We start from the raw sequence: 25,876 nt of genomic DNA on the forward strand, positions 1-25,876 counted from the left end.
TAAGGGCCGTGGGTGATCACACGTCGGTCGAACGAGTCCGATTTGTCGCTTCCGGCGACATCAGCTCGATGATCCGTTCGAGGTCGTCGACCGACCCGAACTCGACCACGATCCGGCCCTTCCGCTGACCCAGCTCGACCTTCACCCGGGTGTCGAAGTTGTCCGACAGCCGCTCGGCGAGCTCCTGCAACCCCGGTGCCTGCATCGGCTTGCGCCGGGCCTGCTTCGCCTTCGCCGGCTCCGCCGACTTCGCCAGCGTCACCGCCTCCTCGGTCGCCCGGACCGACATGCCCTCGGCCACGATCCGGGTCGCCAGCTCCTCCTGGACGCCCGGGTCCTCCAGGCCGAGCAGCGCCCGCGCGTGCCCCGCCGACAGCACGCCCGCCGCCACCCGCCGCTGCACGGGGAGGGGGAGCTTGAGCAGTCGGATCGTGTTGGTCACGACCGGGCGGCTGCGGCCGATCCGGTCGGCCAGTTCCTCGTGGGTGACGCCGAACTCCTGCAACAGCTGCTGGTACGCCGCCGCCTCCTCCAGCGGGTTGAGCTGCACCCGGTGGATGTTCTCCAGCAGCGCGTCCCGCAGCATCACGTCGTCGGCGGTCTGCCGGACGATGGCCGGGATCGTCTTGAGCCCGGCGAGCTGGGTGGCACGCCAGCGCCGCTCACCCATCACCAGCTCGTAGGTGCCCGGCCCCACCGCCCGCACGACGATCGGCTGCATCAGGCCGAACTCGCGGATGGAGTGCTCCAGCTCGCGGAGCGCCTCCTCGTCGAACACCGACCTCGGCTGCTTCGGGTTCGTGCGGATCGAGGTGACCGGCAGCTCCTGGTACACCGCGCCGGCGACCTCGCCCGAGGGCGAGCCGTCGGCGGGGGAGGGCGCAGGGGCGGAGCCGTTCCCGTTCGGGACGGCCCGGACCGGCGTCGGCGCACCGACCGGGGGACCGCTCGGGATCAGGGCCGCGAGCCCTCGGCCCAGTCCACCCTTGCGCTGCTCCGTCATGCCGACCCCATCTCCGCGCCGTATTCGGCGATCTCCCGTGCCGCGTCCAGGTAGCTCATCGCGCCCCGCGAGCCGGGGTCGTAGGTGAGCACCGTCTGACCGAACCCCGGTGCTTCCGACACCTTCACGCTGCGCGGGATCACCGTCTTGAGGACCGTGTCGCCGAAGTGCCCGCGCACCTCGCTGGTCACCTGGTCGGCGAGCTTCGTCCGGCCGTCGTACATCGTCAGCAGGATCGTGCTCACCAGGAGCGTGGGGTTGAGGTGCGCCTGGACCAGCTCGATGTTCCGCAGGAGCTGACCCAGCCCCTCCAGCGCGTAGTACTCGCACTGGATCGGGATCAGCACCTCCTGGGCGGCCACCATCGCGTTCACCGTGAGCAGGCCCAGCGACGGCGGGCAGTCGATGAACACGTAGTCCGGGCGGATCGGGTCCAGCGCCTCCGGGCTCAGCGCCTCCTTGAGGCGCGACTCCCGGGCGACCATGGACACCAGCTCGATCTCCGCGCCGGCCAGGTCGATCGTGGCGGGCACGCAGTAGAGGTTGGGGGACTGGTTGCTCACCTGGGCCGCCTCGGCGACCGACATCTCACCGATCAGCACCTCGTACACGGAGGGGGTGCCGGACCGGTGCTCGACGGCCAGCGCGGTGCTCGCGTTGCCCTGCGGATCGAGGTCGATCACCAGGACCTTGAGGCCGTGGATGGCGAGCGCCGCCGCCAGGTTCACCGTGCTGGTCGTCTTGCCCACCCCGCCCTTCTGGTTGGCGACGGTGAGGACTCGACGGTGGGAGGGGCGGGGGAGTTGGGAGGAGTCGGGGTGCAGAACACGGGTAGCGCGCGCTGCTTCCTCCGCGATCGGGGTCCACACGGTGCTGTCTCCTGCGTTGTCGTCCGAGCCGTTTGCAGTCGGTCCGCTGACACCGGGGCCGGTGTCGGGACGGAGTACTTCCCCCGCGCCCACCGCTCCCGAGGGTCCGGTTTCACGTGGAACACCGGCCGCTTGGAACACCGGTTGCAGGGGGTCGGGGTACACGGTCACCGATCCTTCCTCTTGCGCCGCCCACCGTCACGGCGGCTCGCCTGCTCGTCGCGCTCCACCAGCACGACGGTGGTCGGCACGTCGAGGACGTCACCGCCGCACGCGACGACCCGGGGTCGGATCCCCCCGGCCCGGCGCACCGCCTCGGCGTCCCGTGCCAGTTCCTCCTCGGCGCTCTCGCCCTTGAGCGCGACCAGCCGTCCACCCGGCCGCACGAGCGGGAGGCACCACCGGGTGAGCCGTTCCAGCGGGGCCACGGCGCGGGCCGTCACGACGTCACTGCCGGCCAGCCGTTCCCGCACCACCGCCTCCTCCGCCCGTCCCCGGAGCACCTCGGTCTTCAGCCCCAGCGCGTCGACCACCTCGGTCAGCCACGCCACCCGACGGGCCATCGGCTCCAGGAGCGTGAGGTCGAGGTCGGGGCGGACGATCGCCAAGGGTATCCCCGGCAAGCCCGCGCCCGAGCCTACGTCCACCACCCGACAACCCTGGGGAAGCAACTCCGCGACGACGGCCGAATTCAGGATGTGCCGTTCCCAGAGGCGGTCGACCTCGCGCGGACCGATCAACCCGCGCTCGACGCCGTGCTCCACGAGCAGGGTCTGGAAGGCGACTGCCTTGGGGTAGTGGTCACCGAAAACCCGCTTCGCGCGGTCCTCCAGAGCTACGGCCATGTCTCCGTCGTTTCACGTGAAACCCCACGGCGGTGCTGAGCCGGTGGGTTATGGGGGCGTCCGCGCGGGCGTCGACCGCCCTCGGATGTGCCGACGACCACTATGACGGATCACCCCGCCGACACGCCAAACCGACGTGACCAGATCAACCGTGTTTCACGTGAAACGGCGCCAGACGTCACCCGAGGAGGGGAGGACGGCCGTCTGCGGGCCGTTGGCGGTACAGCTCCAGGCCGGCGTCGACCGACTCCACGTAGTCCAGACCGGGCAGGTCGCCGAGCGCCACCCAGGCCGCCTGATCCGTCGAGCCGTCGACCTCGAACGTCAACTCACCGCCCACCACCTTCGCCTCGTACAGGACGCGGAGCCGGTGGTAGTCCACGTCGTCGCCGTCGAGGTTGAGCGGACCGCGCACGCTCTGGATGCCGAGCAGCCGCTGCACCTCGGCCCGGTACCCGGTCTCCTCGAACACCTCGCGGATCACCGCGTCGTACGGGTCCTCCCCGTGGTCGATCCCGCCGCCGGGCAGGATCCACCGGGGGCGCTCCGGCCCCAGCCACCGCGAGAGCAGGATGCGGTCGTCGTCGATGATGACGGCGTAGGCCGCCACCCGCAGCTTCCGGATGATCTCGGTCATGCCCGGACGGTTTCACGTGGAACACGGCGATGGGCACCGTTTGGCCGAAGAGGCACGGCGTGTCGGGGTGACCACCTCGACATGACAGAGCGGCCCCCGGTTTCACGTGAAACCGGGGGCCGCTCCGCGAAGCAGGGTCAGGACTTGGGCAGCACCACGACGCGGCGCTGGGGCTCCTCGCCCTCGCTCTCGCTGTGCACGCCGTCGACCGTGGCAACGGCGTCGTGCACGACCTTGCGCTCGAACGGCGTCATCGGGTGCAGCCGCACCTTCTCACCGGCCGCGAGCACCTTCTCGGCGGTCGACTTGCCCAACTCGGCCAGCTCGGCCCGACGCCCGGCCCGCCAGCCCGCGATGTCCAGCATGAGCCGGCTGCGCACGCCGGTCTCCTGCTGCACGGCCAGGCGGGTGAGCTCCTGCAGCGACTCCAGCACGGTGCCGCGCGGGCCGACCAGCTTCTCCAGGTCGTCCCCGCCGTCGATGCTCACGATGGCCCGACCCGCCTCGACGTCGAGGTCGATGTCCCCGTCGTAGTCGAGCAGGTCGAGCAGCCGCTCCAGGTAGTCACCCGCGATGTCGCCCTCCTGGACGAGCAGGTCCTCCGAAGTCCCCGACCGCACCTGCGGGGCCTCGGCCTCGGGTGCGTCCACGTCGGTCGCCTGCAACGTCTCCGACACGATGTCTCCTCTCCAGGGTCAACGACGCCTCTTGTTGCCCTGCTTCTTGCCTGGGGATCGGTCTGGGCTCAGACCGGGGATCTCGGTGGACGACTTGCCGTTCGCGGTGGGCTCCTCGGCCTCGACCGCGTCGGACGGCGGGGTGTCCTGCTTCCGCGCAGCGGGCTTCGCACCGGCCGCCGGCTTGGCACCGGCAGGCTTCGCGCCGGCGGCGGGCTTCGCGCCCACGGCGGGCTTCGCGCCGGGCTTCGGCTTCACGCCCGGCTTGGGGGCGAGCGCCTGGCGCTGCTGGGTCGCGGCTTCCTTCTTCTCCGCTTCCTCGCGGTCGATGCGGTGGTACACGACGTACTGCTGGGCCAGCGTCCACGCGTTGTTGCTCAGCCAGTAGAGCAGGATGGCGATGGGGAAGAAGAAGCCACCGACCAGGACGCCCAGCGGGAAGATGTAGAGCGTCAGCTTGTTCATGATGGCGGTCTGCGGGTTCTCCGCCGCCACCTGCGTCTGCCGGGCCACCGAGTGCCGCGCGGTGAAGTGCGTGGCGATCGAGGCGACGATCATCAGCGGGATCGCCACGAACAGGACCGAGTTCCGCTCGGTGGCGAACTTCGCCAGCTCGTCGGCCGGCATGGTGATGAACGTCGACAGGTTCGCGCCGAACAGCTTCGCCTCGACGAACGACTTCACGCCCTCGGCGTCGAAGAAGTACACCTCGCCCCAGCCGGGCTTGAACGAGCGCAGCACGTGGAACAGACCGATGAACACCGGGATCTGCACCAGCATCGGCAGGCAGCCGCCGAGCGGGTTGACCCCGTGCTCGGACTGGAGCTTCTGCATCTCCTGCGCCTGGCGCTGGCGGTCGTTCGCGTACTTCTTCTTGATCTTCTGCAGCTCCGGCGCGAACTCCTGCATCTTGCGCATGGAGCGGACCTGGCCGACGAACGGCTTGAACAGCAGCGCCCGGAGCGTGAAGACCAGGAACACCACGGACAGCGCCCACGCGATCCCGCTCGACTCGCCGAAGACGTGGCCGAACACCCAGTGCCAACACCACAGGATGAAGGACACCGGGTAGTAGATGAAGTTGAGCACTTGCTACTCCTCGGCAGGAAGGTCGGGGACCGTGGTTCGCCTCGGCGGAACGGGGTCCAGGCCACCAGGGTGCCAGGGTCCGCAGCGGCCCAGCCGGCGGATGGCCAGCCAGGAGCCGCGCAGCGGACCGTGGACGGTCAGCGCCTCCACCGCGTAGGTGCTGCAACTCGGGTGGAAACGGCAGGTCGGGGGCAACGCGGGGGAGATGAACCGCCGGTAGAAGCGGATCGGCAGCAGCAACACCCGCGTCACGGGGCTCACCCGCTCGGTCATCGCAGCAGCCTGCGCAGGGCGGCGTCGAAGTCGTCGCCGAGTTCGGCACTGCTCGCCGAGGCGGCCGGCGCGAGCGCGCGCACGACCAGCGACGTGCCGGCGGGCAGGACGGCGAGCCGGTCCCGCACCACGTGCCGCAGCCGGCGGCTCACCCGGTGCCGGACGACGGAGTTGCCCACCGCCTTGCTCACGACGAAGCCCACCTTGGACTGGTCCAAGGTGGGCTGCGCCGAGGTACGCGGTGGCACCCCGAGGTCCTCGACTGCGGACATCAGGGCGTGCACGACCAGCCGGGGCCGGCCGGCCCGGCGGCCTCGGCGGACCACCAGGCCGAAGTCCTGGCTGCGGGTCAGCCGATTGGCCGCGGGAAGCACGGCTCTTCGGCGATCAGGCGGACAGCTGCTTGCGGCCCTTGCTGCGGCGCGCGGCCAGGATGGCGCGACCGGCACGGGTGCGCATACGCAGCCGGAAGCCGTGCGTCTTCGCGCGGCGGCGGTTGTTGGGCTGGAAAGTGCGCTTACCCTTGCTCACGGTCGGACTCCCGGGTGCTTAACGTCTGTGGTCGTCCCCGGCGGGTCCATGGGCGCGCGCAAAGAGCACGCCTCGCAAGCGGAGACCGTTCCAGGGTACGCAGCCCCGGGTGCGGGACTCAAATCGGGGTCCCCGGTAGGGTGTGCGCCGCCACGGTCCGCGACCCCGCCCGGCAGGTAAAGCGCTTGCGGCGACCTACGTCTTGTGGCATGGCCCGCGCCTTGTTAGCGTGCTGCCTTCGCGGGCAGCCGTGGGCCGACGGGACGTCGTGACGCGCACCGCTGGGCGTCCGGGAGCAACGGGGGGATCCGCTGCCACCCGACGCGCCGTTCGTGCACAGTTGTGGATAACTCTGTGGATGCCTCTATTCTCCGTGTCCACGTCGTGTCGGTCCCCGGGGCCGACCGCAGGGCAGTCACACCGAGGGGAGGGGCGCGGAGGTGTCCGACCACCAGGCCGACCTGGGTCGAGTGTGGGAGCAGGTCGTGCAGGAGCTCGCCGCCAGCACGCTGTCCCCGCAGCAGCGCGCGTGGATGCGCGTGACCCGTCCCATCGGCCTGCTCGACGGGACCGCGCTGCTGGCCGCGCCCTCCGACTTCGCCAAGGAGGCGATCGAGCGTGCGCTGCGCGAGCCGATCACGGCCGCGCTGTCGCGCAGGCTGGGTCGGGCGGTGTCCCTGGCCGTGAAGGTGGACTCACCCGAACCGGTGAACAGCCCGCCGACCACGCCGATCCCCGTGCCCGGCGTCAAGCCGGTGCCGCTGCCGGTGCCCGTGCCGGGCCCCCCGCCCACCGGGCTGGTGCCGGCCGAGCTGCCGCTCGCGGCCGACGAGCCGGAGACCGACGAGGAGGTCGACGAGGAGGGCGACGCGCTCGCCGCCGTCACCGAGATCTGGCCGACGTTCAGCGGCGGCGCCCCGAGCGGCACGCCGTTCACCCGGCCCGCGAACCCGGCCTCGTCGCAGACCCGGCTCAACGAGAAGTACAACTTCGACACCTTCGTCATCGGCGCGTCCAACCGGTTCGCCCACGCGGCGGCGGTCGCGGTCGCCGAGGCACCGGCCCGCGCGTACAACCCGCTGTTCATCTGGGGCGAGTCCGGGCTGGGCAAGACCCACCTGCTGCACGCCGTCGGCCACTACGCCCAGCGCCTGTTCCCGGGTATGCGGGTGCGGTACGTGTCGACGGAGGAGTTCACCAACGACTTCATCAACTCGCTGCGCGACGACCGGAAGGTCGCGTTCCAGCGGCGGTACCGGGACATCGACGTGCTGCTGGTGGACGACATCCAGTTCCTGGAGGGCAAGGAAGGCACCCAGGAGGAGTTCTTCCACACGTTCAACACGCTGCACAACTCGAACAAGCAGATCGTGGTGTCCTCCGACCGGCCGCCCAAGCGGCTGGAGACGCTGGAGGACCGGCTGCGCACCCGGTTCGAGTGGGGCCTGATCACCGACATCCAGCCGCCCGAGCTGGAGACCCGGATCGCGATCCTGCGCAAGAAGGCCGCCCAGGACCGCCTGGCCGCCCCCGCCGACGTGCTGGAGTTCATCGCGTCACGGATCGAGCGCAACATCCGCGAGCTGGAGGGCGCGCTCATCCGGGTCACCGCGTTCGCGTCGCTGAACCGGCAGCCGGTCGACATCCAGCTGGCCGAGATCGTGCTGCGCGACCTCATCCCGGACTCGCACGCGCCGGAGATCACCGCGCCGACCATCATGGCGGTCACCGCCGAGTTCTTCAGCGTGTCCATGGACGACCTGTGCGGGCCCGGCAAGACGAAGGTGCTCGCCCAGGCCCGCCAGATCTCGATGTACCTGTGCCGCGAGCTGACCGACCTGTCGCTGCCGAAGATCGGCCAGACCTTCGGCGGCCGGGACCACACGACGGTCATGCACGCGGACAAGAAGATCCGCAAGGAGATGGCCGAGCGCCGCCGGGTCTACGAGCAGGTGCAGGAACTGACGTCGCGCATCAAGCAGCGCGCCCGCCACACCCCCTGACCGGTGCCGAACGCCGGAGCGGCGGCGACCCGGACCGGGTTCGCCGCCGCTCCCGTCACGTGAAGACGGTCAGGCCGGTTCGAACGCGCCCCGCTTGACAGCGTCGCGCAACGCCACCGCACCGGCCCGGCCGAGCGCCAGCACCGGGCTCAACCCGCCCAGCTTGCTGTCCCGCACCGCGACACCGCCGTCCCGGAGCGAGGCCAGTTCAACGCAGTTCGACTGCGACTCCGATCGGGCCGACTTCCGCCACACCAGTGCAGGTAGTCGCATCAATCACACACCCACTTCGTCTCGCAGATCGACAATCCGACGCAGGGACAGTGTCGCACTGAGCGCGACCTCCCCGAGTCGCCCTGCGCGACGGAGGTAGGGCGTCGTGAACGCCTCCTCGTCCAGGAATGTGCCCGACCGGGCCATCTCGACGTGCACCACGGTCGACGACGAGATGCCGAGCACCATGAAGGCACCGACGCGGCCCAGTCGTGGCATCGACCGGGTCGGTACCACTCGGATCGTCACGTTCGGGCGGTCGGCGGCGACCGCCAGCGCGGCCAGTTGGTCCCGGTGGATGTCGTCGTTGCCGATCAGCGCCGGTTCGCCGAGCAGTGCCGTGTAGTGGACGTCGTCGCGGTCCAGGCGCTCCTGGCGGCGCATCCGCGCGGCGAGCCGCGACTCGACCTCGGTGGAGGTCAGCCCGTCGTCCAGCATGAACGCGCGGGCGTAGTCGGGGGTCTGGAGCAGACCCGGCACGAGCAGCGGCGACCAGTCGGTGATGCGGGTCGCCCGCTCCTCGTAGTCGGCCAGGGTCGCCGACTCCTGGGTCAGGCCGGGCGCGTTCAGCTCCCACCAGCCGGGGTCGTCCAGCGTGCGCGCCATGGTCAGCAACTGCTCGCGGCGGGGGCCGGTGACGCCGTAGAGGCCGAGCAGCCCGGCGACTTCGTCCGGGACGATGTTGCGCTGGCCGGTCTCCAGCCGGGAGAGCACCTGCTTCGACAGCCCTATCGCCGCTGCCGCCTGTTCGAGCGTGACGCGGGCGTCCTTGCGCAGGGCGCGCAGCTCGCCGCCGAGCAGGTCGCCACGACGTCGTTCGACGCCGGCGCGCGGCGGCCACGGCCGGCGAGCGGGCGGACGCGGCCGAGCGGCTCGGGCACGTCGACCTGGCGCGGCGGTTGCGCCGCGAGGCCGGCGCGGCGACCGAGGCGGCCGACCGCGCGCAGCAGGCGGCCGAGCACGCCGCCCGGGCGATCGACGCCGCCGAGAGCGCGACGGACCGGCTCGACCAGATCCTGCACGGCACCCCCGTCCCCGGCGACCGGTCGCCGCGCGGGTGACGCGCCGGCGGACCCGCACCCGGGGACGCCCAGTCGCACCCGGGTGCGGCCGGCGCTCCACCCCCGGCACCCGGGTGCGGGCGCCGGCCCGACCGCGCCGCACCCGGGTGCGGCCGGGCCGGACCGACCCCGCACCCGGGTGCGGGTCGGCGTCCCCGGGTGTCGCGCCCGGGTGCGGGCCCGGCCGGGGCGGGGCGGCGGAGGGGCTCCGGAAACGTTTGCGCGGGGGCGGCCCGGGGCTCGGCAACGGCCTGCCGAGGGTGCCGCCAGGGGTGTGCGACGGCCCGGAACCCGGGGCGGAACCCGGGTGCCGGCGCGTGTCGGGGCGGTGAACCGGCGGTTCCGGGTTGTCCACAGGCCCGCAAAAAGCGCCGATCGGGCGAGATCCAGGCCACGATCACCCTGTGCAGCACCCGGGTACAACTCGGCCCACACCCGGGGATGCACCCGGGGACAACTCGGCCTTCCTGTGGACTGAACGGAGCACCGCCGGAGTTCTCCCCGGGTGCGGCGATCTGTCCCCGGGTGACGACCCGTGTTCGTCCACAGCTCCAGAGGGGTGACGAACTGCGGGAACGCCTGTTGTCCACACAATCCACAGCCCCTACTGCTGTTGCTGTTGTCTTCCCTTGAAGAAGAGAAGAAAGAAAAAACAGCGGGGGTCGGGCCCGGGGACAGCGCCCCGCCCCGGGTGGCACCCGGGTGTGGCCCCGAGGTGACGAACCGCTCCCCGACGCTCTACGGTTGGGGCTCCGCGCCGAGGGTCGGACGATCCGGCGAGGGACGCGGCTCCCCAACCCCACCGCAACGGCTCGCTGTTGTCGTGGACCATGCCGACTTGAGGACTTTGAGAGAGGACGCCTCATGAAGATCCGCGTCGAGCGCGACGGCCTGGCCGACGCCGTCGCCTGGGTCGCGCGCAGCCTGCCGTCCCGGCCGCCGGTCCCGGTGCTCGGTGGTGTTCTGCTCGACGCCGGGGCGGAGGACGGCTCCGGCGAGGCGCTGACCGTCTCCGGGTTCGACTACGAGGTCTCGGCGCAGTGCGGGGTCCCGGCCACGATCGCGGACGGCGGCAAGGCGCTGGTCTCCGGCCGGCTGCTCGCGGACATCACCAAGGCGCTGCCGAACCATCCGGTGGAGATCGCGGTGGACGGCTCCCGGATGACGATCAGCTGCGGTTCGGCGCGCTTCTCGCTGCCGACCATGCCGGTCGAGGACTACCCCCAGCTCCCGTCCATGCCCCAGCTCGCGGGCCAGTTGCCCGGCGAGGTGTTCGGCGAGGCCGTCTCCCAGGTCGCCGTCGCGGCCGGCAAGGACGACACGCTGCCGATGCTGACCGGCGTGCGGCTGGAGATCGGCGAGGGCAAGCTGACCCTGGTGGCGACCGACCGGTTCCGGCTCGCCATGCGCGAGTTCGACTGGCAGCCCGACGAGTCGCTGGGCGAGGTCGCCGTCCTGGTGCCCGCCAAGACGCTCAACGACTCCGCGAAGACGCTGGGCGCGTCCGGCGCGAAGGTCGAGCTGTCGCTCGCCGCCAACGACGGCCTGCTGGGCCTGTCCGGCACGGGCCGGCGCACCACCACCCGGCTGCTCGACGCGGACTTCCCGAAGTACCGGCAACTGCTGCCGACCGAGCACTCCGCCGCCGCGATCATCGAGGTCGACTCGCTGGTGCAGGCGATCAAGCGGGTCTCGCTGGTCGCCGAGCGCGGCACGCAGGTGCGGCTGGAGTTCGGCGACTCGGTGCTGAAGCTGTCGGCGGGCGGTGACGACGAGGGCAGCGCCGAGGAGGAGCTGCCGGTCGAGTACACCGGCGACGCGGTCACCATCGCGTTCAACCCGACCTACCTGCACGAGGGCCTCCAGGCGGTGCGCACCCCCAGGGCGCACCTGTCGTTCACCACGCCGAGCCGCCCGGCGCTGCTCAAGCCGGTGGACGAGGATGGGAACGTGGCGCCGGGCTACCTGTACCTGCTGATGCCCGTGCGCCTGCCCGGCTGACCAACCACGACCCAGGGGAGAACACGACCGTGCAGCTCGGACTCGTCGGCCTCGGCAAGATGGGCTTCAACATGCGCGAGCGGATCCGCCGCGCCGGTCACGAGGTGGTGGGCTACGACCGCAACCCGGACGTGACCGACACCGGCTCGCTGGCCGACCTGGTGGCCGCGCTCGACGCCCCCCGCGTGGTGTGGGTGATGGTGCCCGCCGGCGACATCACCCGGCAGACCGTCGCGGAGCTGGGCGAGCTGCTCTCGCCCGGTGACCTGGTGATCGACGGCGGCAACTCGCGGTTCACCGACGACGCGAAGAACGCCGAGGCGCTGGCCGCCCAGGGCGTCGCGTACGTCGACGCCGGCGTGTCCGGCGGCGTGTGGGGCCTGGAGAACGGCTACGGCCTGATGGTCGGCGGCGAGCCGGAGCACGTCGAGCAGGCGATGCCGATCTTCGACGCGCTGCGCCCGGAGGGCCCGCGCGAGGAGGGCTTCGCGCACGCCGGCAAGGTCGGCGCGGGGCACTTCGCCAAGATGGTGCACAACGGCATCGAGTACGGCCTGATGCAGGCCTACGCCGAGGGCTTCGAGCTGCTGGAGGCGTCCGAGCTGGTCCAGGACGTGCCGGCGACGATCAAGGCGTGGCAGCGCGGCACCGTCGTCCGGTCCTGGCTGCTCGACCTGCTGGTGCGCGCGCTGGAGTCGGACCCGGAGCTGGACGACCTGCGCGGCCACGTGGAGGACTCGGGCGAGGGCCGGTGGACCGTCGAGGAGGCGATCAACCACGCGGTGCCCGCGCCGGTGATCTCCGCCGCGCTGTTCGCCCGGTTCGCGTCCCGCCAGGACGACTCGCCCGCGATGCGCGCGGTCGCCGCGCTGCGCAACCAGTTCGGCGGGCACGCCGTGCAGGCTGCCGGTCCCTCTTCCGGTTCCGGCAGCACGCAGAGCTGAGCCTTGTACGTCCGGCACCTGCAGGTCGCCGACTTCAGGTCGTGGGAGCAGGCGGACCTGGCGTTCGAGCCGGGGGTGAGCGTGCTCGTCGGGCGCAACGGCCAGGGCAAGACGAACCTGGTCGAGGCGCTCGGCTACGTGGCCACCCTCGGTTCGCACCGGGTGGCGACGGACGCGCCGCTGATCCGGCACGGCGCGGCGCGCGCGGTGGTGCGCGCCGCCGTGGTGAACGAGGGCCGCGAGCTGCTGGTCGAGCTGGAGATCACCGCCGGCAAGGCCAACCGGGCGCGGATCAACCGGGGCCCGGTGCCCCGGCCGCGCGACGTGCTGGGCATCCTGCGCACCGTGCTGTTCGCGCCGGAGGACCTGGCGCTGGTGCGCGGCGACCCCGGTGAGCGGCGGCGGTTCCTGGACGAGCTGCTGACCAGCCGGTCGCCCCGGTTCGCCGGGGTGCGCGCGGACTACGACCGGGTGCTCAAGCAGCGCGGCGCGCTGCTCAAGAGCATCCGGTCGGTGCGGTCGGCGGACGTCGGCACGCTGGACGTGTGGGACGGGCACCTGGCCCGGCACGGCGCGGAGCTGCTGGCGGGCCGGCTGGACCTGGTGGCGGACATCGCGCCGCACGTGGCGCGGTCCTACGCGGAGGTCGCGCCGGAGTCTCGGCCGGCGGTGATCGGGTACCGGTCGAGCCTGGGCGGCGCGTTCCCGGGCACGCACGACCGGGCGGCGCTGGAGGAGGCGCTGCTGTCCGAGCTGGGCCGGCTGCGCGGGCAGGAGGTCGACCGGGGCGTGTGCCTGGTCGGCCCGCACCGCGACGACCTGGAGCTGGCGCTCGGCGAGCTGCCGGCGAAGGGCTACGCCAGTCACGGTGAGTCATGGTCCTTCGCGTTGGCGCTGCGCCTGGGCGGCTACGAGATGCTGCGTGTCGAGGGGGCCGAACCGGTGCTCGTGCTGGACGATGTGTTCGCCGAGCTCGACCGGGGCCGGCGTCGGCAACTGGCGAAGGTGGCGGCGGCGGCGGAGCAGGTGTTCATCACGGCGGCGGTCGCCGAGGACGTGCCCGAGGAGCTGGACGGCGTGCGTTTCGAGGTTCGCCACGGGGAGGTGCACCGTGCCTGAGGAGATCCGCCAATCGGGTGTGATGGGCGGCACATCTGGGGACAACCCTGTGGATGGTGTGGATAACTCGGCCACCGAAGGGCATCTATCCACACCTGAAGTCCCACAAGAGGGTGGATTGAAGGGGTCGGACCTCGCACGGGCGGCTCTGGAGGCGGCGCGGGCGTCGGCCAAGGAACGCGGTGCGCGCGTGGCCCGGAGGGGCGGGAGCGGCGGCGCGGTCCGCCGCCGGCGGCGCTGGTCCGGTCCGGGCCCCGACGACCGCGACCCCCAGCCGCTGGGCAGGCTGGCCTCCCGGATCGCCGCCGACCGGGGCTGGACCGAGCGGCTCGCGGGCGGCCAGGTGTTCGCCCGGTGGCCCAAACTGGTCGGCGAGGACGTGGCCGAGCACGCGCAACCGGTTGCGTTCAGTGACGGCGAGCTGACCGTCCAGGCCGACTCCACGGCGTGGGCCACCCAGTTGCGGCTGCTCCAGCGCGAGCTGCTCAAGCGCATCGCGGCCGGGGTGGGGAACGGCGTGGTGCACAAGCTCAAGGTGCAGGGGCCGGCCGCGCCCAGTTGGCGCTACGGCCCCAGGCACGTGCCGGGGCGCGGACCACGTGACACCTACGGGTGAGCCCCGCCAGGGCGTCAGCGGCGATCCTACGGCGCGGTGAGCGCTCAGCAGCCGTTTCGCAGCCCGGCGACAGCCGCGCGGACCCTTCGGTCTTCACTTCGGGCCGCCTGTGAGCAAACCAGGGGTGTCCTTGGTGGGTTTCTGGACGTCTCGCCCAGTAGAATCGAGGGGTATAGCGTGACAGCAGCGTCGCACCCTTCGGTGGCGAGTCGCTTGACGTCCGAGGAGACACCAGGCCCGTGGCAGCCAAGAAGAATGAGTACAGCGCGTCTTCGATCACCGTCCTAGAGGGTCTGGAGGCGGTCCGCAAGCGGCCCGGCATGTACATCGGGTCCACCGGCGAGCGCGGTCTGCACCACCTCATCTGGGAGGTCGTGGACAACTCGGTGGACGAGGCCATGGCCGGGTACGCGACCAAGGTCGACGTCACCCTGCTGGCCAACGGCGGCGTCCGGGTGATCGACGACGGCCGGGGCATCCCGGTCGGGATGCACCCCGTGGAGCAGAAGCCCACCCTGGAGGTGGTGCTCACCAAGCTGCACGCGGGCGGCAAGTTCGACAGCGACTCCTACGCGGTGTCCGGCGGCCTGCACGGCGTCGGCATCTCCGTGGTGAACGCGCTCTCGACCGCGATCGACGTCGAGGTCAAGACCGACGGTTTCACGTGGAACCAGCGCTTCGAGGCCAGCAAGCCCGCGCACGAGCTGCGCCGGGGCGAGGCGACCGAGGAGACCGGCACGGCCATCACGTACTGGGCGGACCCGGAGATCTTCGAGACCACCGAGTACAACATCGAGACCATCTCCCGCCGGTTGCAGGAGATGGCGTTCCTGAACAAGGGCCTCACCATCATCCTGCGCGACGAGCGCGTGCAGGACACGGACGTGGAGGCCGACGCCGAGGGCCACGTGGCCGCCGTGCGCGAGCGCACCTTCCACTACCCCGGCGGCCTGGAGGACTTCGTCCGCCACATCAACCACACCCGCGAGGCCGTGCACGAGAAGGTCATCTCGTTCGAGGCCAAGGGCGACGACCTCGAAGTCGAGGTCGCCATGCAGTGGAACACCGGCTACACGCCCTCGGTGTACACCTTCGCCAACACCATCAACACCCACGAGGGCGGCACCCACGAGGAGGGCTTCCGCGCCGCGCTGACCCGCGTGGTCAACGAGTACGCGCGCGAGAAGAAGCTGCTCAAGGAGAAGGACTCCAACCTCACCGGCGACGACATCCGCGAGGGCCTGGCCGCGATCATCTCGGTCAAGCTCAAGGAGCCCCAGTTCGAAGGGCAGACGAAGACCAAGCTGGGCAACAGCGAGGCCAAGTCGTTCGTGCAGAAGTCCTCCAACGAGCACCTGGCCGACTGGTTCGAGCGCCACCCCAACGAGACCAAGACCATCGTCACCAAGGCGGTCTCCTCGGCCCAGGCCCGCATCGCCGCCCGCAAGGCCCGCGAACTCGTCCGCCGCAAGGGTGCCCTGGACATCGGCGGCCTGCCCGGCAAGCTCAAGGACTGCCGCTCCACCAACCCGGAGGAGTGCGAGCTGTACGTGGTGGAGGGCGACTCCGCCGGCGGCTCGGCCAAGGAGGGCCGGGACTCCATGTTCCAGGCGATCCTGCCGATCCGGGGCAAGATCATCAACGTGGAGAAGGCGCGCATCGACCGCGTGCTGAAGAACAACGAGGTCCAGTCGCTGATCACCGCGCTGGGCACCGGCATCCACGACGAGTTCGACCTGACCAAGCTGCGTTACCACAAGATCGTGCTGATGGCCGACGCCGACGTCGACGGCCAGCACATCCGCACCCTGCTGCTCACCCTGCTCTTCCGCTTCATGCGCCCGCTGCTGGAGACCGGGCACGTCTACCTCGCCCAGCCGCCGCTGTACAAGATCAAGTGGCAGCGCGCGGAGCCGGAGTACGCCTACTCCGACCGCGAGCGCGACGGCCTGGTCCAGCAGGGCCTCGCGGCCGGCCGGAAGATCGGCAAGGACGACAACATCCAGCGCTACAAGGGCCTCGGCGAGATGAACGCCGAGGAGCTGTGGGAGACCACCATGGACCCGGCCAACCGGGTGCTGCTCCAGGTGACCATGGACGACGCGGCGACGGCCGACGAGCTGTTCAGCGTCCTGATGGGCGAGGACGTCGAGGCACGCCGCTCGTTCATCACCCGCAACGCCAAGGGCGTGCGGTTCCTGGACGTCTGAGCGTCCGCGCGTAGTCCTCCCCGGCCGGCGAACAGGAAAGAAGAACCGTGACTGAGACGACGCTGCCTCCCGGCGGTCATGACCGCACCGAGCCGCGCGATCTCCAGCAGGAGATGCAGAACTCGTACATCGACTACGCCATGAGCGTGATCGTCGGACGAGCGCTGCCCGACGTGCGCGACGGCCTGAAGCCGGTCCACGTCCGCGTCCTGTACTCGATGTACGACTCGGGCTTCCGCCCGGACCGCAGCTACAACAAGTGCGCCCGCGTGGTCGGCGACGTGATGGGCAACTACCACCCGCACGGCGACTCGGCGATCTACGACGCCCTGGTCCGCCTCGCCCAACCGTGGGCCCTGCGCTACCCGCTGATCGACGGCCAGGGCAACTTCGGCTCCCAGGGCAACGACCCGGCAGCCGCCATGCGCTACTGCGTGGCACCGGACACGCGGGTCAGGCTGGCGGACGGCTCGACGCCCCGCATCGGCGACATCGTGCCCGACGCGCTGCCGAACAGCGACAACCCGGTCGACCTCAAGGTGCTCGACCGCAACGGCGACCCGGTGCGGGCCGACGTGCTCTTCCACTCGGGCGACCACCCGACGCTGAAGCTGCGCACCCGCAACGGCTACGAGCTGACCGGCACGCACAACCACCCGGTGCTGTGCCTGGTCAGCGTGCTCGGCGTACCGACGCTGCTGTGGAAGCTGCTGGAGGAGATCCAGCCAGGCGACCGCGTGGTCCTCCAGCGCACGCCGCAGGACCAGTCGGAGGCGCTCACGCCCGAGGACGAGGCAGCCGCGCTGGTGGCCGGCGCATTCGTCGGCGAGGGGTGGGTCTCCGAGAACCGCGCGGGGTTCAACAACGTCGACGCGGACTACTTCGCCCGCGTGCTCGCGGCGTACGACTCGGTGGTCGGCGGGCCGCGCTACGCCTACAGCCGCACCATCAAGTCCGGCTCGGTGCTGCACGAACTCGACGTGCAGGACCTGACCGCGCTCCGGACGAGCGTGCTCGGCCCGATGGCGGGGCAGCGCAGCGCGGCCAAGCAGGTGCCCGAGTTCGTGTGGCGGGGCTCCGTCGCGGTCAAGCGGGTGTTCCTCGCCTCGCTGTTCACCGGTGACGGCTCGGCCTCCGCGCTGTCGCGCAACACCGTGCAGGTCTCCTACTCCACCCGCAGCCGCCTGCTCGCCCGCGAGGTGCAGCAGTTGCTGCTGGAGTTCGGCGTGGTCAGCACGCTGGTCGCCTACGACGACGGTGAGGTCAAGGTCGTCGTCACCAACCGGCGGGACGCCCGGTTGTTCGCCGTCAACGTCGGGTTCCTCGGCGTCAAGCAGGACAAGCTCACCGCGATCCTCGGCGCGATCCCGGCCGAGAGCCGGGCCATGAGCAGCGACCACGTGCCCTTCGTCGGCGACTACGTCCGCGCGCGCGGTGCCACCCGCTGGACCGAGCGGGACTGGCTGCGCAGGCACGACGTCGACCGCGTGGAGCGGTGGGAGCGGGACCGCGACGAGATCTCCGCGCGGATCACCGAGCGCGAGGTGCTCGACGTGGTCGAGCCGCTGGTGGACGGGCGGTTCTACTACGCGGCGGTCGAGTCCGTGACCGCCGCCGGCGTCCAGGCGGTGTACAGCCTGCGCGTCGACACCGAGGACCACGCGTTCGTCACCGACGGGTTCGTCAGCCACAACACCGAGTGCCGCCTCACGCCGTTGGCCATGCAGATGCTGGCCGACATCGAGGAGGAGACGGTCGACTTCCGGGACAACTACGACGGGCGCATCCAGGAGCCGACCGTCCTGCCGTCCCGCGTCCCCAACCTGCTGATCAACGGGTCCTCCGGCATCGCGGTCGGCATGGCGACCAACATCCCGCCGCACAACCTGCGCGAGGTCGCGGACGGCGTGGTGTGGGCGCTGGACAACCCCGAGGCGTCCGAGGAGGAGACGCTGGAGGCGATGATCGCCCGGGTCAAGGGGCCGGACTTCCCGACCTACGGCCAGATCCTCGGCACCGCCGGCATCGAGGACGCCTACCGGACCGGGCGCGGCTCGGTGAAGATGCGCGCGGTCGTGGAGATCGACGAGGACAGCAAGGGGCGGACCATCCTGGTCGTCTCCGAACTGCCCTACCAGGTGAACCCGGACAACCTGGTGGAGAACATCGCCAACCTGGTGCGCGACCAGAAGCTCACCGGCATCGCCAACATCGCCGACGAGTCCAACAAGCGCATCGGGATGCGGATCGTGGTCACGCTGAAGCGGGACGCGGTCGCCAAGGTGGTGCTCAACAACCTCTACAAGCACACCCAGCTCCAGTACTCCTTCGGTGTGAACATGCTGTCGCTGGTCGACGGCGTGCCGCGCACGCTGCGCCTGGACCAGATGATCCGGCACTACGTGAAGCACCAGATCGAGGTCATCGTCCGGCGCACCCGCTTCCGGCTGCGCAAGGCCGAGGAGCGGGCCCACGTGCTGCGCGGCCTGGTCAAGGCGCTCGACCACCTCGACGAGGTCATCGCGCTGATCCGCCGGTCGCAGACGCCGGACGTGGCGCGCACCGGCCTGATGGAGCTGCTCGACGTCGACGAGATCCAGGCGAACGCGATCCTGGAGATGCAGCTCCGCCGGCTGGCGGCCCTGGAGCGGCAGAAGATCATCGACCAGCTCGCCGAGATCGAGCTGGAGATCGCGGACCTCAAGGACATCCTGGACAAGCCGGAGCGGCAGCGCGCGATCGTGCGCGAGGAGCTGCTGGCGATCGTGGAGAAGCACGGCGACGACCGGCGGACCAAGATCGTGCCGTTCGACGGCGACGTGTCGATGGAAGACCTGATCGCGGTCGAGGACGTCGTGGTCACGATCACCCGCACGGGCTACGCCAAGCGGACCAAGACCGACCTGTACCGCTCGCAGAAGCGCGGCGGCAAGGGCGTCCAGGGCGCGCAGCTCAAGCAGGACGACATCGTGCAGCACTTCTTCGTGTGCTCCACGCACGACTGGATCCTGTTCTTCACCAACAAGGGCCGGGTGTACCGGGCCAAGGCGTACGAGCTGCCCGAGGCGAACCGGAACGCGCGCGGCCAGCACGTGGCGAACCTGCTGGCGTTCCAGCCGGACGAGGAGATCGCCCAGGTCATCCAGATCAAGAACTACGGGGTGGCGCCGTACCTGGTGCTGGCCACCAAGAAGGGGTTGGTGAAGAAGTCGAAGCTGACCGACTTCGACTCCAACCGATCGGGTGGTCTTATCGGCATCAACCTCCGTGACGACGACGAGCTGGTGGGCGCGGTGCTCTGCTCGGCGGACGACGACCTGCTGCTGGTGTCGGCGGACGGCCAGTCCATCCGGTTCCACGCCGGTGACGAGGCGCTGCGGCCGATGGGCCGCGCCACCTCGGGCGTCCTGGGGATGCGCTTCAACACCGGTGACGAGCTGCTGTCGATGGGCGTGGTGCAGGAGGGCCTGTTTGTTTTGGTGGCCACCGATGGTGGGTACGCCAAGCGCACGCCGATCGAGGACTACCCGGTGCAGGGTCGGGGCGGCAAGGGCGTGCTGACCATCCAGCACGACCGCCGGCGTGGGAGGCTGGTCGGCGCGCTCATCGTCGACGTCGACGACGAGCTGTACGCCATCACCTCCTCCGGCGGGGTCATCCGGACCAGCGCCGTGGAGGTGCGCAAAGCGGGCAGGCAGACGAAGGGCGTCCGGTTGATGAACCTCGGTGAGGGGACCACTCTCATCGCGGTCGCACGCAACGCGGACGAGGCCGGAGACGTCCCCAGTGGTGACGGCGGGGAACCGGTCGACGGGGAACCCGCCAACTAGCGCGACGAGAGGTTGAGGACTGCTCGTGAGTTCACCCGAGAAGCCAGAGGACAAGACCGCGGTGATCACCCGGCCGAGCGCCGGGTCGACACCGGAACAACCGACGGCGCAGACCTCATCGGGTGGGTCCGGCGCGGCGGAGGCCGCCGCGCCGACCGCGCCGGCCACCCCGGCCGGCGGGAGCCCGGCGGCGGAGGCCCCGGCGGCCGACCAGGAGTCGGCCGCCGCGCCGCCGCCCTGGCAGCGCGTGACCAGCGACGCCCGGTACGGCGAGGCGCAGCAGGTCGGGCCGGGCGACGTCGCTCCCGAGCAGCCCTCGGCGGAGGCCGGGTCGCAGCCCGCGTACCCGGCCTCCGACCCGGACACGGTGGCGGTGGCCCGCCCGGCGGCACCGGGGTCGGCCGGGTCGCCGGCGGGCGGCCTGCTCGGCGGTCCGGGGCGCACGTCGGTGAACCTGGGCGCGGCGAACGGGCGGCCGGCGCAGTCCGCGCCGTCCACGCGCCGTCCCGGCCGGGGGCCCCGGCGGGCCAGCCTCCAGGTCAAGCGGGTGGACCCGTGGTCGGTGCTGAAGCTGGCGCTGGTGCTCAGCGTGGCGCTGTTCTTCGTGTGGCTGGTGGCGGTCGGCGTGCTGTACGGCGTGCTGAACGGCATGGGCGTGTGGGACAAGATCAACAACACCGCGAACGACCTGCTCCAGGGCAACGAGGCGTCCGGTGACCCGTTGATCAGCGCGGGCCGGGTGTTCGGCGTGGCGGCGATCGTCGGCGCGGTCAACATCGTGCTGTTCACCGCGCTCGCCACGGTCGGCGCGTTCGTCTACAACGTGTCGGCGGACCTCGCGGGCGGACTGGAAGTGACGCTGTCCGAACGCGAGTGACCCCGGATTTGGGGCCACGACAGTGGATCGTGTACTGTTGCGGTCGTTGCCCCGAGGGCCTATAGCTCAGGCGGTTAGAGCGCTTCACTGATAATGAAGAGGTCGGAGGTTCAAGTCCTCCTAGGCCCACCGGAAGTTCCGCAGGATTGCAGAGGGGAAATGCTGTGAAGAAGATCATCGCACTTGTCGCCGTCGCCGGTGCGGTTCTGTTCTTCGTCAAGCGCAACCGCTCGGCGAAGGCCGACGCGGACCTGTGGCGCGAGGCCACGGCTCCGACCGACTGAACCCGCGAAGGGCGGACATCTGCCGCTCCTCGTGAGGGGACGTAGCTCAATTGGCAGAGCACCGCCTTTGCAAGGCGGGGGTTAGGGGTTCGATTCCCCTCGTCTCCACGCACTCAAGGCTCGCAGGACCTCCTGCGGGCCTTTTGTCATTCCGGCTCCCCGTCGTTCCAGCCCCGTGTCGTTCCGGCGCGCTGAGGTTCCGGCCCGGTGCCGTGGAATCGGGGGTGATCGGGTGGGTGCCGGTCGGGTGCCGGGGGACCGGGTCCCGGTGCGGCACTCAACCGGTCGGCTGCGGGGCACGAAGCGTCACGTGCGGGCGCTGCCGGGTGGAGGTGGCTGCCCGATCGGGTGAAAAGCAGCGGCGGGGCGTCGCACCGTTGCGACGCCCCGCCTGCTCGCTCACCGGGTGGTCAGGCGTTGGCCAGACTGTTCGAGGTGTTGTGCTGCCTGCGCGCGGCGATCACCTTGTCCAGGGCCCAGGACCCGGGACCGGTGAAGACCAGGAGCAGGAACACCCAGGCGTACACGGCGGCGAGTTCGCCCTGGTTCTGGATCGGCAGCAGCCCGGCGGGCTGGTGCACCACGAAGTAGGCGTACGCCATCGCACCGGACGAGACCAGCGCGGCCACGCGCGTGCCCAGCCCGAGGACGATCAGCGCGCCGCCGACGAGTTCGATCAGCCCGGCCGGACCCGCCGGCCAGGAGGTGATGGACACGCTTCCCTTCGCGCCCAGCACACCGAACAACTTCTGTGCCCCGTGACACACGAACAACACGCCGACGACGATCCGGAACACAGCTAGGGCGTGATCACGACCGCGGTCAAAGACGTTCATCAGGGTCAGTCCTCACATCGCAGGGCGGCCTGGCAGGGGTAAGGACAAGCTAACCGCCTTAACGTTGCGTGCCTAGGTCGTCACCCTGTCGATTCGCTGTTGGGATTCTGATTGACTGACGGCCCTATGAACCGACCGCTGCGCATTGCCCTGCCATCCCTGCTGGTCCTCGGCGCGCTGGCCGCGTGCGGCACCGGCGGCCCGGCCACGCCCGCCGCCGCGACCCCGCCCGCCGCGTCGAGCACCCCGTCCTCGGCACCCGCGCCGGCGGGCCCGCCCCCGGTGCCGGAGCCGGCCGCCGAGGGGACGTGCCCGTACCTGGAGTCGACCACCGTCGCCCAGGCGAACGGCCAGCTCGTGGTGAAGGTCCGGCTGTCCGCCGACCAGCCCCGCCCGGCGTGCTTCTTCTACGCGAACGCCACCGACGTCCAGCTCTCGGTCTGGGTGTTCGAGGGCGAGGAGAAAGCCGCCAAGGCGGTGGTCGACCGGGCCGCGCCGGTCGCCGACTCCAGCCCCGCCTCCGCGCCCGCCGGCTGGAAGGGCGGGTCGCTGACGGGCGGCGAGGGCGCGGTCTACGCGGTCGCCAAGGGCGGGGCCGCCGTCGTCGTGACCAGCAACCAGCAGCAGACCATCAAGGCGAAGCGGATCGCCGAGACGGTGATCGGCAACCTCGGCCTCTGAGCGCGGGCGTGCGTCCGCGCCGGCCGCCTCGGTGGGAGGTGGTCGGCGCGGCTGCGGCCCGTGCTCCGGGGTCGTCCCCCGGAACCCTCAGTGGCGGTCGGAGACGCTCTGGTCCGCCGGGCGGCCGTTGCGGGCGGCGTTGTCGGCGGTCGTGCGGTCCACGGCGGGCGGCGGGCCGACCGGCTCGTCGACCTCCTCCAGGTGGACCTCCTCCGGGCGGCGGGTCAGCGCCACGTAGCCGGCGACGGCCACGGCGGCGACCAGGCCCAGCAGCCACGGCCACTTGCGGCCCTTCTTCGGCCGCTGCGCGGCGGCGAAGTCCTTGCGGGCCTGCTTGGCGGCCTTGCGCACGTCCTTCGCACGCGTCCTGGTCTCCTTGCGGGCCCGGTCGGCGGCCTTGGCCACGTCCTTGCGGACGCCCTTGGCCCTCTTGGCGAGCTGCTTGCGGGTCTTGCGGGTCGACTTCTCGACCTCTTCGGCCTTCTCCACCAGCGCGCCCGCCCGGTCCGCGACGAGGCCGCGCACGTGGTCGGCCGTGACGCCGCGCTCCGCGAGCTTGCCCTCCGCCCGCTCCGCCCAGGTCACGGCGGCATCGGCACCGGCGTGACCAGCGCGGACCGCACCTCGGCGAACGGCGCGCAGACCCGTGCCGACCGCCTTGCCCACCGATTCACCGGCTCGGGCCATTGCGTCCACCTCGTCCATGTCGCGCTCCACAAGCTGTCGGTCAGTCACCCTCCGGCAATACCCATCCTGCCCCTTCCCGAACCGTCCTGCTCCCGGATGGCACGATGGTGGGCGTGGCAGACAGCAAAGACTCCCTCGTCGGGACCAAGGTGACGGCCACCCTGCACACCTCGCAGGGTGACATCAAGATCAACCTCTTCCCCGACCACGCCCCGAAGACGGTGGCCAACTTCGTCGGCCTGGCCGAGGGCACCAAGAGCTACAGCGAGCCCAACGCGCGGGGGGAGTCCTCCGGGGCCTTCTACGACGGCTCGATCTTCCACCGCGTCATCGCGGGCTTCATGCTCCAGGGCGGCGACCCGACCGGCACCGGCCGGGGCGGCCCCGGCTACAAGTTCGCCGACGAGTTCCACCCGGAGCTCCAGTTCAACAAGCCCTACCTGCTGGCGATGGCGAACTCCGGGCCCAACTCGAACGGCTCGCAGTTCTTCGTCACCGTCGCGCCGACGACGTGGCTGAACTTCAAGCACACGATCTTCGGCGAGGTGGCCGACCAGGACTCCCGCAACGTCGTGGACGCGATCGGCAACGCGCCGACCGGCTCCGGCGACCGCCCCGTCACCGACGTGGTGATCCAGAAGATCTCGATCGAGCGCGCCTGAGCGATGACCTCGCCTGCTGCCCCCGGTGACCCGGTCGGGGCCGCCGCCTGCGTGCGGCACCCCGACCGGGCCACCGGGCTGCGGTGCGCCCGGTGCGACCGCCCCGCGTGCCCGGAGTGCCTGAGGGAGGCGTCAGTCGGCTTCCAGTGCGTCGACTGCGTGTCCGAGGGCCGCAAGACGGTCCGGCGCGGCACGACGATGGTCGGCGCGGAGTTCTCCCGCCGGCTGGTCGTCACGCCCGTGCTGATCGCGCTGAACGCGCTCGCGTACGTGGTGACCGCGCTCCAGGCGGGCAGCGTGGCGAACAACGCGGCGTCGCGGCTGTTCGCCGAGTTCGTGCTGTGGCCGGTCGGCATCTGGTCGGGCGAGTGGTGGCGGCTGGTGACCTCCGGGTTCCTGCACTACGGGCCCGCCCACCTCGGCCTGAACATGATCGCCCTCTACGTGCTGGGGCGTGACCTGGAACCGGCGTTCGGCAAGGTCCGGTTCCTGGCCGTGTACCTGGTGTCGCTGCTGGGCGGCGGGGTCGCGGTGTACCTGTTCGGCGGGGTGAACACGCCCGTCGCCGGCGCGTCCGGCGCGGTGTACGGCCTGATGGGCGCGCTGCTCGTGGCCGTGCTGAAGCTCCGGCTCAACCCCGGGTCGGCGCTCGGCGTGATCGCGCTGAACCTGGTGCTCAGCTTCACGCTGCCGGGCATCTCGCTGCTCGGCCACGTGGGCGGCCTGGTCGTCGGCGCGGCGGTGGCGGCCGGCCTGGTCTACGCCCCCCGCGCGCACCGCGACCGGTACCAGGCGCTCGCGGTGGTGGGCGCGGTCGTGCTGCTGGTCGTGATGGCCGTCGTGCGGACCGGCCAGCTCGGCTGACCGGCACCCCCGGCGGCGGTCCCGGTGCGCGGTCGGCGCTACGGCCGCAGCGCGTGCAGCACGTCGGCGACGTCGCGCGGGTCCGCGCCCAGGTCGGTGACGGTCAGCACGTAGAGCTGCTCGTCCTCGCCGCGCTCCCAGTCCAGCTCCAGGGTGGTCACCTCCCGGCCCAGCCGGCGGGTGTGGGCGAGCTTCACCTTCACCTCGTGCCACGGCAGGTGGCGCGGCCCGGTGGCGGTGCGGACGGTCAGCCCGGTGGCGTCGGCGGCGAGCTTGGGTCGCACGAACGTGCCGTAGGCCGCCAAGGCGGCCGTGAACGCGGTCGCGGTGCCCAGGAGCAGCCTGGTGGTGGGTTCGGCGCTCAGGACGGCGACGACGAGCGCGGTGGCGGCCAGCGCCCAGGCGACGCCCACGGCGGCCGGTTTCGGGGCCCAGGAACGAGGTTCGGTCACGCGTCCGAGTCTCCCGCATGTGGACAACTGGAGGGCTCTACCGGCGCTTGTGCAATTTGGCGCAAAGTTGTCCACAGGAGTTGTCCCCATTGGGGATGAGTTACACCCCTGTGCTTCGGTGACCGGGAGGTGAACCGGGTGAACTACCGGTGGACGCACGACGGCCCGGACGCGGTACACGTCCGGGCCGTCCGCCACGTGGCGTAGCGCGTGGTCAGCGCCACCGCATGGTCATCAGCAGTCCGACGATCATCAGGGCGAACCCGATGCCGAAGTTCCAGCTCCCGAGGTCCATCATCACCGGGACCTTCTCGCCCGCGATGTAGTTGACCACCAGCCACGCCAGGCCGAGCAGCATCAGACCGAGCATCACGGCGATGTAGACCGGGTGGGACGGACCGGCCGCCTTCACCTTCACCGGGGTGCGGCGATCGGTCGGCGCCGTGTACACGGCCTTCTTGCGGACCTTGGACTTGGGCATTCTGTCCTCGCCTGACGGGGGTGGATGAGCTCCCAGTGGCGCGAGTTCACGTCCACTGCTGGATGAACACG

The 25,876-nt window shown here is 71.0% G+C and carries 27 protein-coding genes, 2 tRNA genes and 1 pseudogene; 15 read left to right on the forward strand and 15 right to left on the reverse strand.

The window, feature by feature from the left end; all coding sequences use genetic code 11:
* Window positions 1-16: 16 nt before the first annotated feature.
* The 9 genes from AB0I60_RS10675 to rpmH form a co-directional block, all read right to left on the reverse strand.
* Complete coding sequence (locus tag AB0I60_RS10675) at window positions 17-1,003, reverse strand: ParB/RepB/Spo0J family partition protein (protein ID WP_360727600.1); 987 nt, start codon at window positions 1,001-1,003, stop codon at window positions 17-19.
* Window positions 1,000-1,872, reverse strand: a complete 873-nt coding sequence (locus tag AB0I60_RS10680; protein ID WP_360727603.1) for a ParA family protein — start codon at window positions 1,870-1,872, stop codon at window positions 1,000-1,002. The genes AB0I60_RS10675 and AB0I60_RS10680 overlap by 4 nt, the downstream gene beginning before the upstream one ends.
* A 167-nt stretch (window positions 1,873-2,039) precedes the next feature.
* Window positions 2,040-2,717 (reverse strand): 16S rRNA (guanine(527)-N(7))-methyltransferase RsmG, encoded by a 678-nt coding sequence (rsmG, locus tag AB0I60_RS10685; RefSeq protein WP_360727605.1) that lies wholly within the window; start codon window positions 2,715-2,717, stop codon window positions 2,040-2,042.
* 178 nt (window positions 2,718-2,895) lie between these two features.
* Window positions 2,896-3,354, reverse strand: coding sequence for an NUDIX hydrolase (locus tag AB0I60_RS10690; protein WP_360727608.1), 459 nt, complete (start codon window positions 3,352-3,354; stop codon window positions 2,896-2,898).
* A 137-nt stretch (window positions 3,355-3,491) separates the two neighbouring features.
* Complete coding sequence (locus tag AB0I60_RS10695) at window positions 3,492-4,031, reverse strand: R3H domain-containing nucleic acid-binding protein (RefSeq protein WP_360727610.1); 540 nt, start codon at window positions 4,029-4,031, stop codon at window positions 3,492-3,494.
* A gap of 18 nt (window positions 4,032-4,049) precedes the next feature.
* On the reverse strand, window positions 4,050-5,120 hold the full coding sequence (gene yidC, locus AB0I60_RS10700) for a membrane protein insertase YidC (RefSeq protein WP_360727611.1): 1,071 nt from the start codon (window positions 5,118-5,120) through the stop codon (window positions 4,050-4,052).
* A gap of 3 nt (window positions 5,121-5,123) precedes the next feature.
* The gene (yidD, locus tag AB0I60_RS10705; RefSeq protein WP_360727614.1) at window positions 5,124-5,393 is read right to left on the reverse strand and encodes a membrane protein insertion efficiency factor YidD; all 270 of its coding nucleotides are present in this window, start codon (window positions 5,391-5,393) and stop codon (window positions 5,124-5,126) included.
* Window positions 5,390-5,767: a ribonuclease P protein component gene (gene rnpA / locus AB0I60_RS10710; RefSeq protein ID WP_360727617.1), complete on the reverse strand. Its 378-nt coding sequence runs from the start codon at window positions 5,765-5,767 to the stop codon at window positions 5,390-5,392. The genes yidD and rnpA overlap by 4 nt, the downstream gene beginning before the upstream one ends.
* Window positions 5,768-5,780: 13 nt before the next feature.
* Window positions 5,781-5,924 (reverse strand): 50S ribosomal protein L34, encoded by a 144-nt coding sequence (gene rpmH / locus AB0I60_RS10715; RefSeq protein ID WP_033428178.1) that lies wholly within the window; start codon window positions 5,922-5,924, stop codon window positions 5,781-5,783.
* Between the two features lie 440 nt (window positions 5,925-6,364).
* Between rpmH and dnaA the strand changes: the two genes are divergently transcribed.
* Window positions 6,365-7,927, forward strand: coding sequence for a chromosomal replication initiator protein DnaA (gene dnaA / locus AB0I60_RS10720; protein WP_360727620.1), 1,563 nt, complete (start codon window positions 6,365-6,367; stop codon window positions 7,925-7,927).
* A 69-nt stretch (window positions 7,928-7,996) separates the two neighbouring features.
* On the opposite strand, the gene AB0I60_RS10725 is transcribed toward dnaA, so the two are convergent.
* Both AB0I60_RS10725 and AB0I60_RS10730 read right to left on the reverse strand, forming a co-directional pair.
* Window positions 7,997-8,200, reverse strand: coding sequence for a DUF397 domain-containing protein (locus AB0I60_RS10725; RefSeq protein ID WP_360727623.1), 204 nt, complete (start codon window positions 8,198-8,200; stop codon window positions 7,997-7,999).
* A gap of 3 nt (window positions 8,201-8,203) precedes the next feature.
* Window positions 8,204-9,001 (reverse strand): helix-turn-helix transcriptional regulator, encoded by a 798-nt coding sequence (locus AB0I60_RS10730; RefSeq protein ID WP_360728532.1) that lies wholly within the window; start codon window positions 8,999-9,001, stop codon window positions 8,204-8,206.
* A gap of 98 nt (window positions 9,002-9,099) precedes the next feature.
* On the opposite strand from AB0I60_RS10730, the gene AB0I60_RS10735 reads away from it, so the two are divergent.
* The 11 genes and pseudogenes from AB0I60_RS10735 to AB0I60_RS10785 all read left to right on the forward strand — a co-directional run bounded on the left by AB0I60_RS10735 (window position 9,100) and on the right by AB0I60_RS10785 (window position 21,250).
* The gene (locus AB0I60_RS10735; RefSeq protein ID WP_360728580.1) at window positions 9,100-9,261 is read left to right on the forward strand and encodes a hypothetical protein; all 162 of its coding nucleotides are present in this window, start codon (window positions 9,100-9,102) and stop codon (window positions 9,259-9,261) included.
* A gap of 864 nt (window positions 9,262-10,125) precedes the next feature.
* Window positions 10,126-11,262 (forward strand): DNA polymerase III subunit beta, encoded by a 1,137-nt coding sequence (gene dnaN, locus AB0I60_RS10740; RefSeq protein ID WP_360727626.1) that lies wholly within the window; start codon window positions 10,126-10,128, stop codon window positions 11,260-11,262.
* A gap of 29 nt (window positions 11,263-11,291) precedes the next feature.
* Window positions 11,292-12,206, forward strand: coding sequence for a phosphogluconate dehydrogenase (NAD(+)-dependent, decarboxylating) (gene gnd, locus AB0I60_RS10745; protein WP_360727629.1), 915 nt, complete (start codon window positions 11,292-11,294; stop codon window positions 12,204-12,206).
* A gap of 3 nt (window positions 12,207-12,209) precedes the next feature.
* Window positions 12,210-13,325, forward strand: a complete 1,116-nt coding sequence (gene recF, locus AB0I60_RS10750; protein ID WP_360727632.1) for a DNA replication/repair protein RecF — start codon at window positions 12,210-12,212, stop codon at window positions 13,323-13,325.
* A 118-nt stretch (window positions 13,326-13,443) separates the two neighbouring features.
* Window positions 13,444-13,941 (forward strand): DciA family protein, encoded by a 498-nt coding sequence (locus tag AB0I60_RS10755; protein ID WP_360727635.1) that lies wholly within the window; start codon window positions 13,444-13,446, stop codon window positions 13,939-13,941.
* Between the two features lie 239 nt (window positions 13,942-14,180).
* On the forward strand, window positions 14,181-16,151 hold the full coding sequence (gene gyrB / locus AB0I60_RS10760) for a DNA topoisomerase (ATP-hydrolyzing) subunit B (protein WP_360727638.1): 1,971 nt from the start codon (window positions 14,181-14,183) through the stop codon (window positions 16,149-16,151).
* A gap of 47 nt (window positions 16,152-16,198) precedes the next feature.
* On the forward strand, window positions 16,199-19,981 hold the full coding sequence (gene gyrA / locus AB0I60_RS10765; RefSeq protein WP_360727641.1) for an intein-containing DNA gyrase subunit A: 3,783 nt from the start codon (window positions 16,199-16,201) through the stop codon (window positions 19,979-19,981).
* A 25-nt stretch (window positions 19,982-20,006) separates the two neighbouring features.
* Window positions 20,007-20,858, forward strand: a complete 852-nt coding sequence (locus AB0I60_RS10770; protein ID WP_360727643.1) for a DUF3566 domain-containing protein — start codon at window positions 20,007-20,009, stop codon at window positions 20,856-20,858.
* Between the two features lie 55 nt (window positions 20,859-20,913).
* Window positions 20,914-20,987, forward strand: a tRNA-Ile gene (locus AB0I60_RS10775).
* A 35-nt stretch (window positions 20,988-21,022) separates the two neighbouring features.
* Window positions 21,023-21,139, forward strand: a pseudogene (locus AB0I60_RS10780) (DLW-39 family protein); the annotation flags it as partial.
* A gap of 38 nt (window positions 21,140-21,177) precedes the next feature.
* Window positions 21,178-21,250: transfer RNA gene (locus AB0I60_RS10785), tRNA-Ala, on the forward strand.
* 302 nt (window positions 21,251-21,552) lie between these two features.
* On the opposite strand, the gene AB0I60_RS10790 is transcribed toward AB0I60_RS10785, so the two are convergent.
* Window positions 21,553-21,978: a DoxX family protein gene (locus AB0I60_RS10790; RefSeq protein WP_360727645.1), complete on the reverse strand. Its 426-nt coding sequence runs from the start codon at window positions 21,976-21,978 to the stop codon at window positions 21,553-21,555.
* Between the two features lie 126 nt (window positions 21,979-22,104).
* Between AB0I60_RS10790 and AB0I60_RS10795 the strand changes: the two genes are divergently transcribed.
* Window positions 22,105-22,659 (forward strand): DUF2020 domain-containing protein, encoded by a 555-nt coding sequence (locus AB0I60_RS10795; protein ID WP_360727647.1) that lies wholly within the window; start codon window positions 22,105-22,107, stop codon window positions 22,657-22,659.
* An 87-nt stretch (window positions 22,660-22,746) separates the two neighbouring features.
* Here the strand turns inward: AB0I60_RS10795 and AB0I60_RS10800 are convergent, their stop codons facing one another.
* On the reverse strand, window positions 22,747-23,364 hold the full coding sequence (locus tag AB0I60_RS10800; protein WP_360727650.1) for a hypothetical protein: 618 nt from the start codon (window positions 23,362-23,364) through the stop codon (window positions 22,747-22,749).
* A gap of 86 nt (window positions 23,365-23,450) precedes the next feature.
* Here AB0I60_RS10800 and AB0I60_RS10805 point away from each other — a divergent pair, with 86 nt between their 5' ends.
* Both AB0I60_RS10805 and AB0I60_RS10810 read left to right on the forward strand, forming a co-directional pair.
* Entirely contained in the window at window positions 23,451-24,008 is a 558-nt protein-coding gene (locus tag AB0I60_RS10805) for a peptidylprolyl isomerase (protein ID WP_360727653.1), read from the forward strand.
* Between the two features lie 3 nt (window positions 24,009-24,011).
* Window positions 24,012-24,872, forward strand: coding sequence for a rhomboid family intramembrane serine protease (locus AB0I60_RS10810; protein WP_360727655.1), 861 nt, complete (start codon window positions 24,012-24,014; stop codon window positions 24,870-24,872).
* A 38-nt stretch (window positions 24,873-24,910) separates the two neighbouring features.
* Here AB0I60_RS10810 and AB0I60_RS10815 read toward each other — a convergent pair whose 3' ends face one another.
* Both AB0I60_RS10815 and crgA read right to left on the reverse strand, forming a co-directional pair.
* Window positions 24,911-25,324: a PH domain-containing protein gene (locus AB0I60_RS10815; RefSeq protein WP_360727657.1), complete on the reverse strand. Its 414-nt coding sequence runs from the start codon at window positions 25,322-25,324 to the stop codon at window positions 24,911-24,913.
* A gap of 214 nt (window positions 25,325-25,538) precedes the next feature.
* A complete protein-coding gene (gene crgA, locus AB0I60_RS10820) occupies window positions 25,539-25,805 on the reverse strand; it encodes a cell division protein CrgA (protein ID WP_360727660.1) in 267 nt (88 codons plus the stop codon).
* Between the last annotated feature and the right edge of the window lie 71 nt (window positions 25,806-25,876).

Origin of the sequence: Actinosynnema sp. NPDC050436 (genome assembly GCF_040655415.1) — a bacterium.
Taxonomy (GTDB): domain Bacteria; phylum Actinomycetota; class Actinomycetes; order Mycobacteriales; family Pseudonocardiaceae; genus Actinosynnema.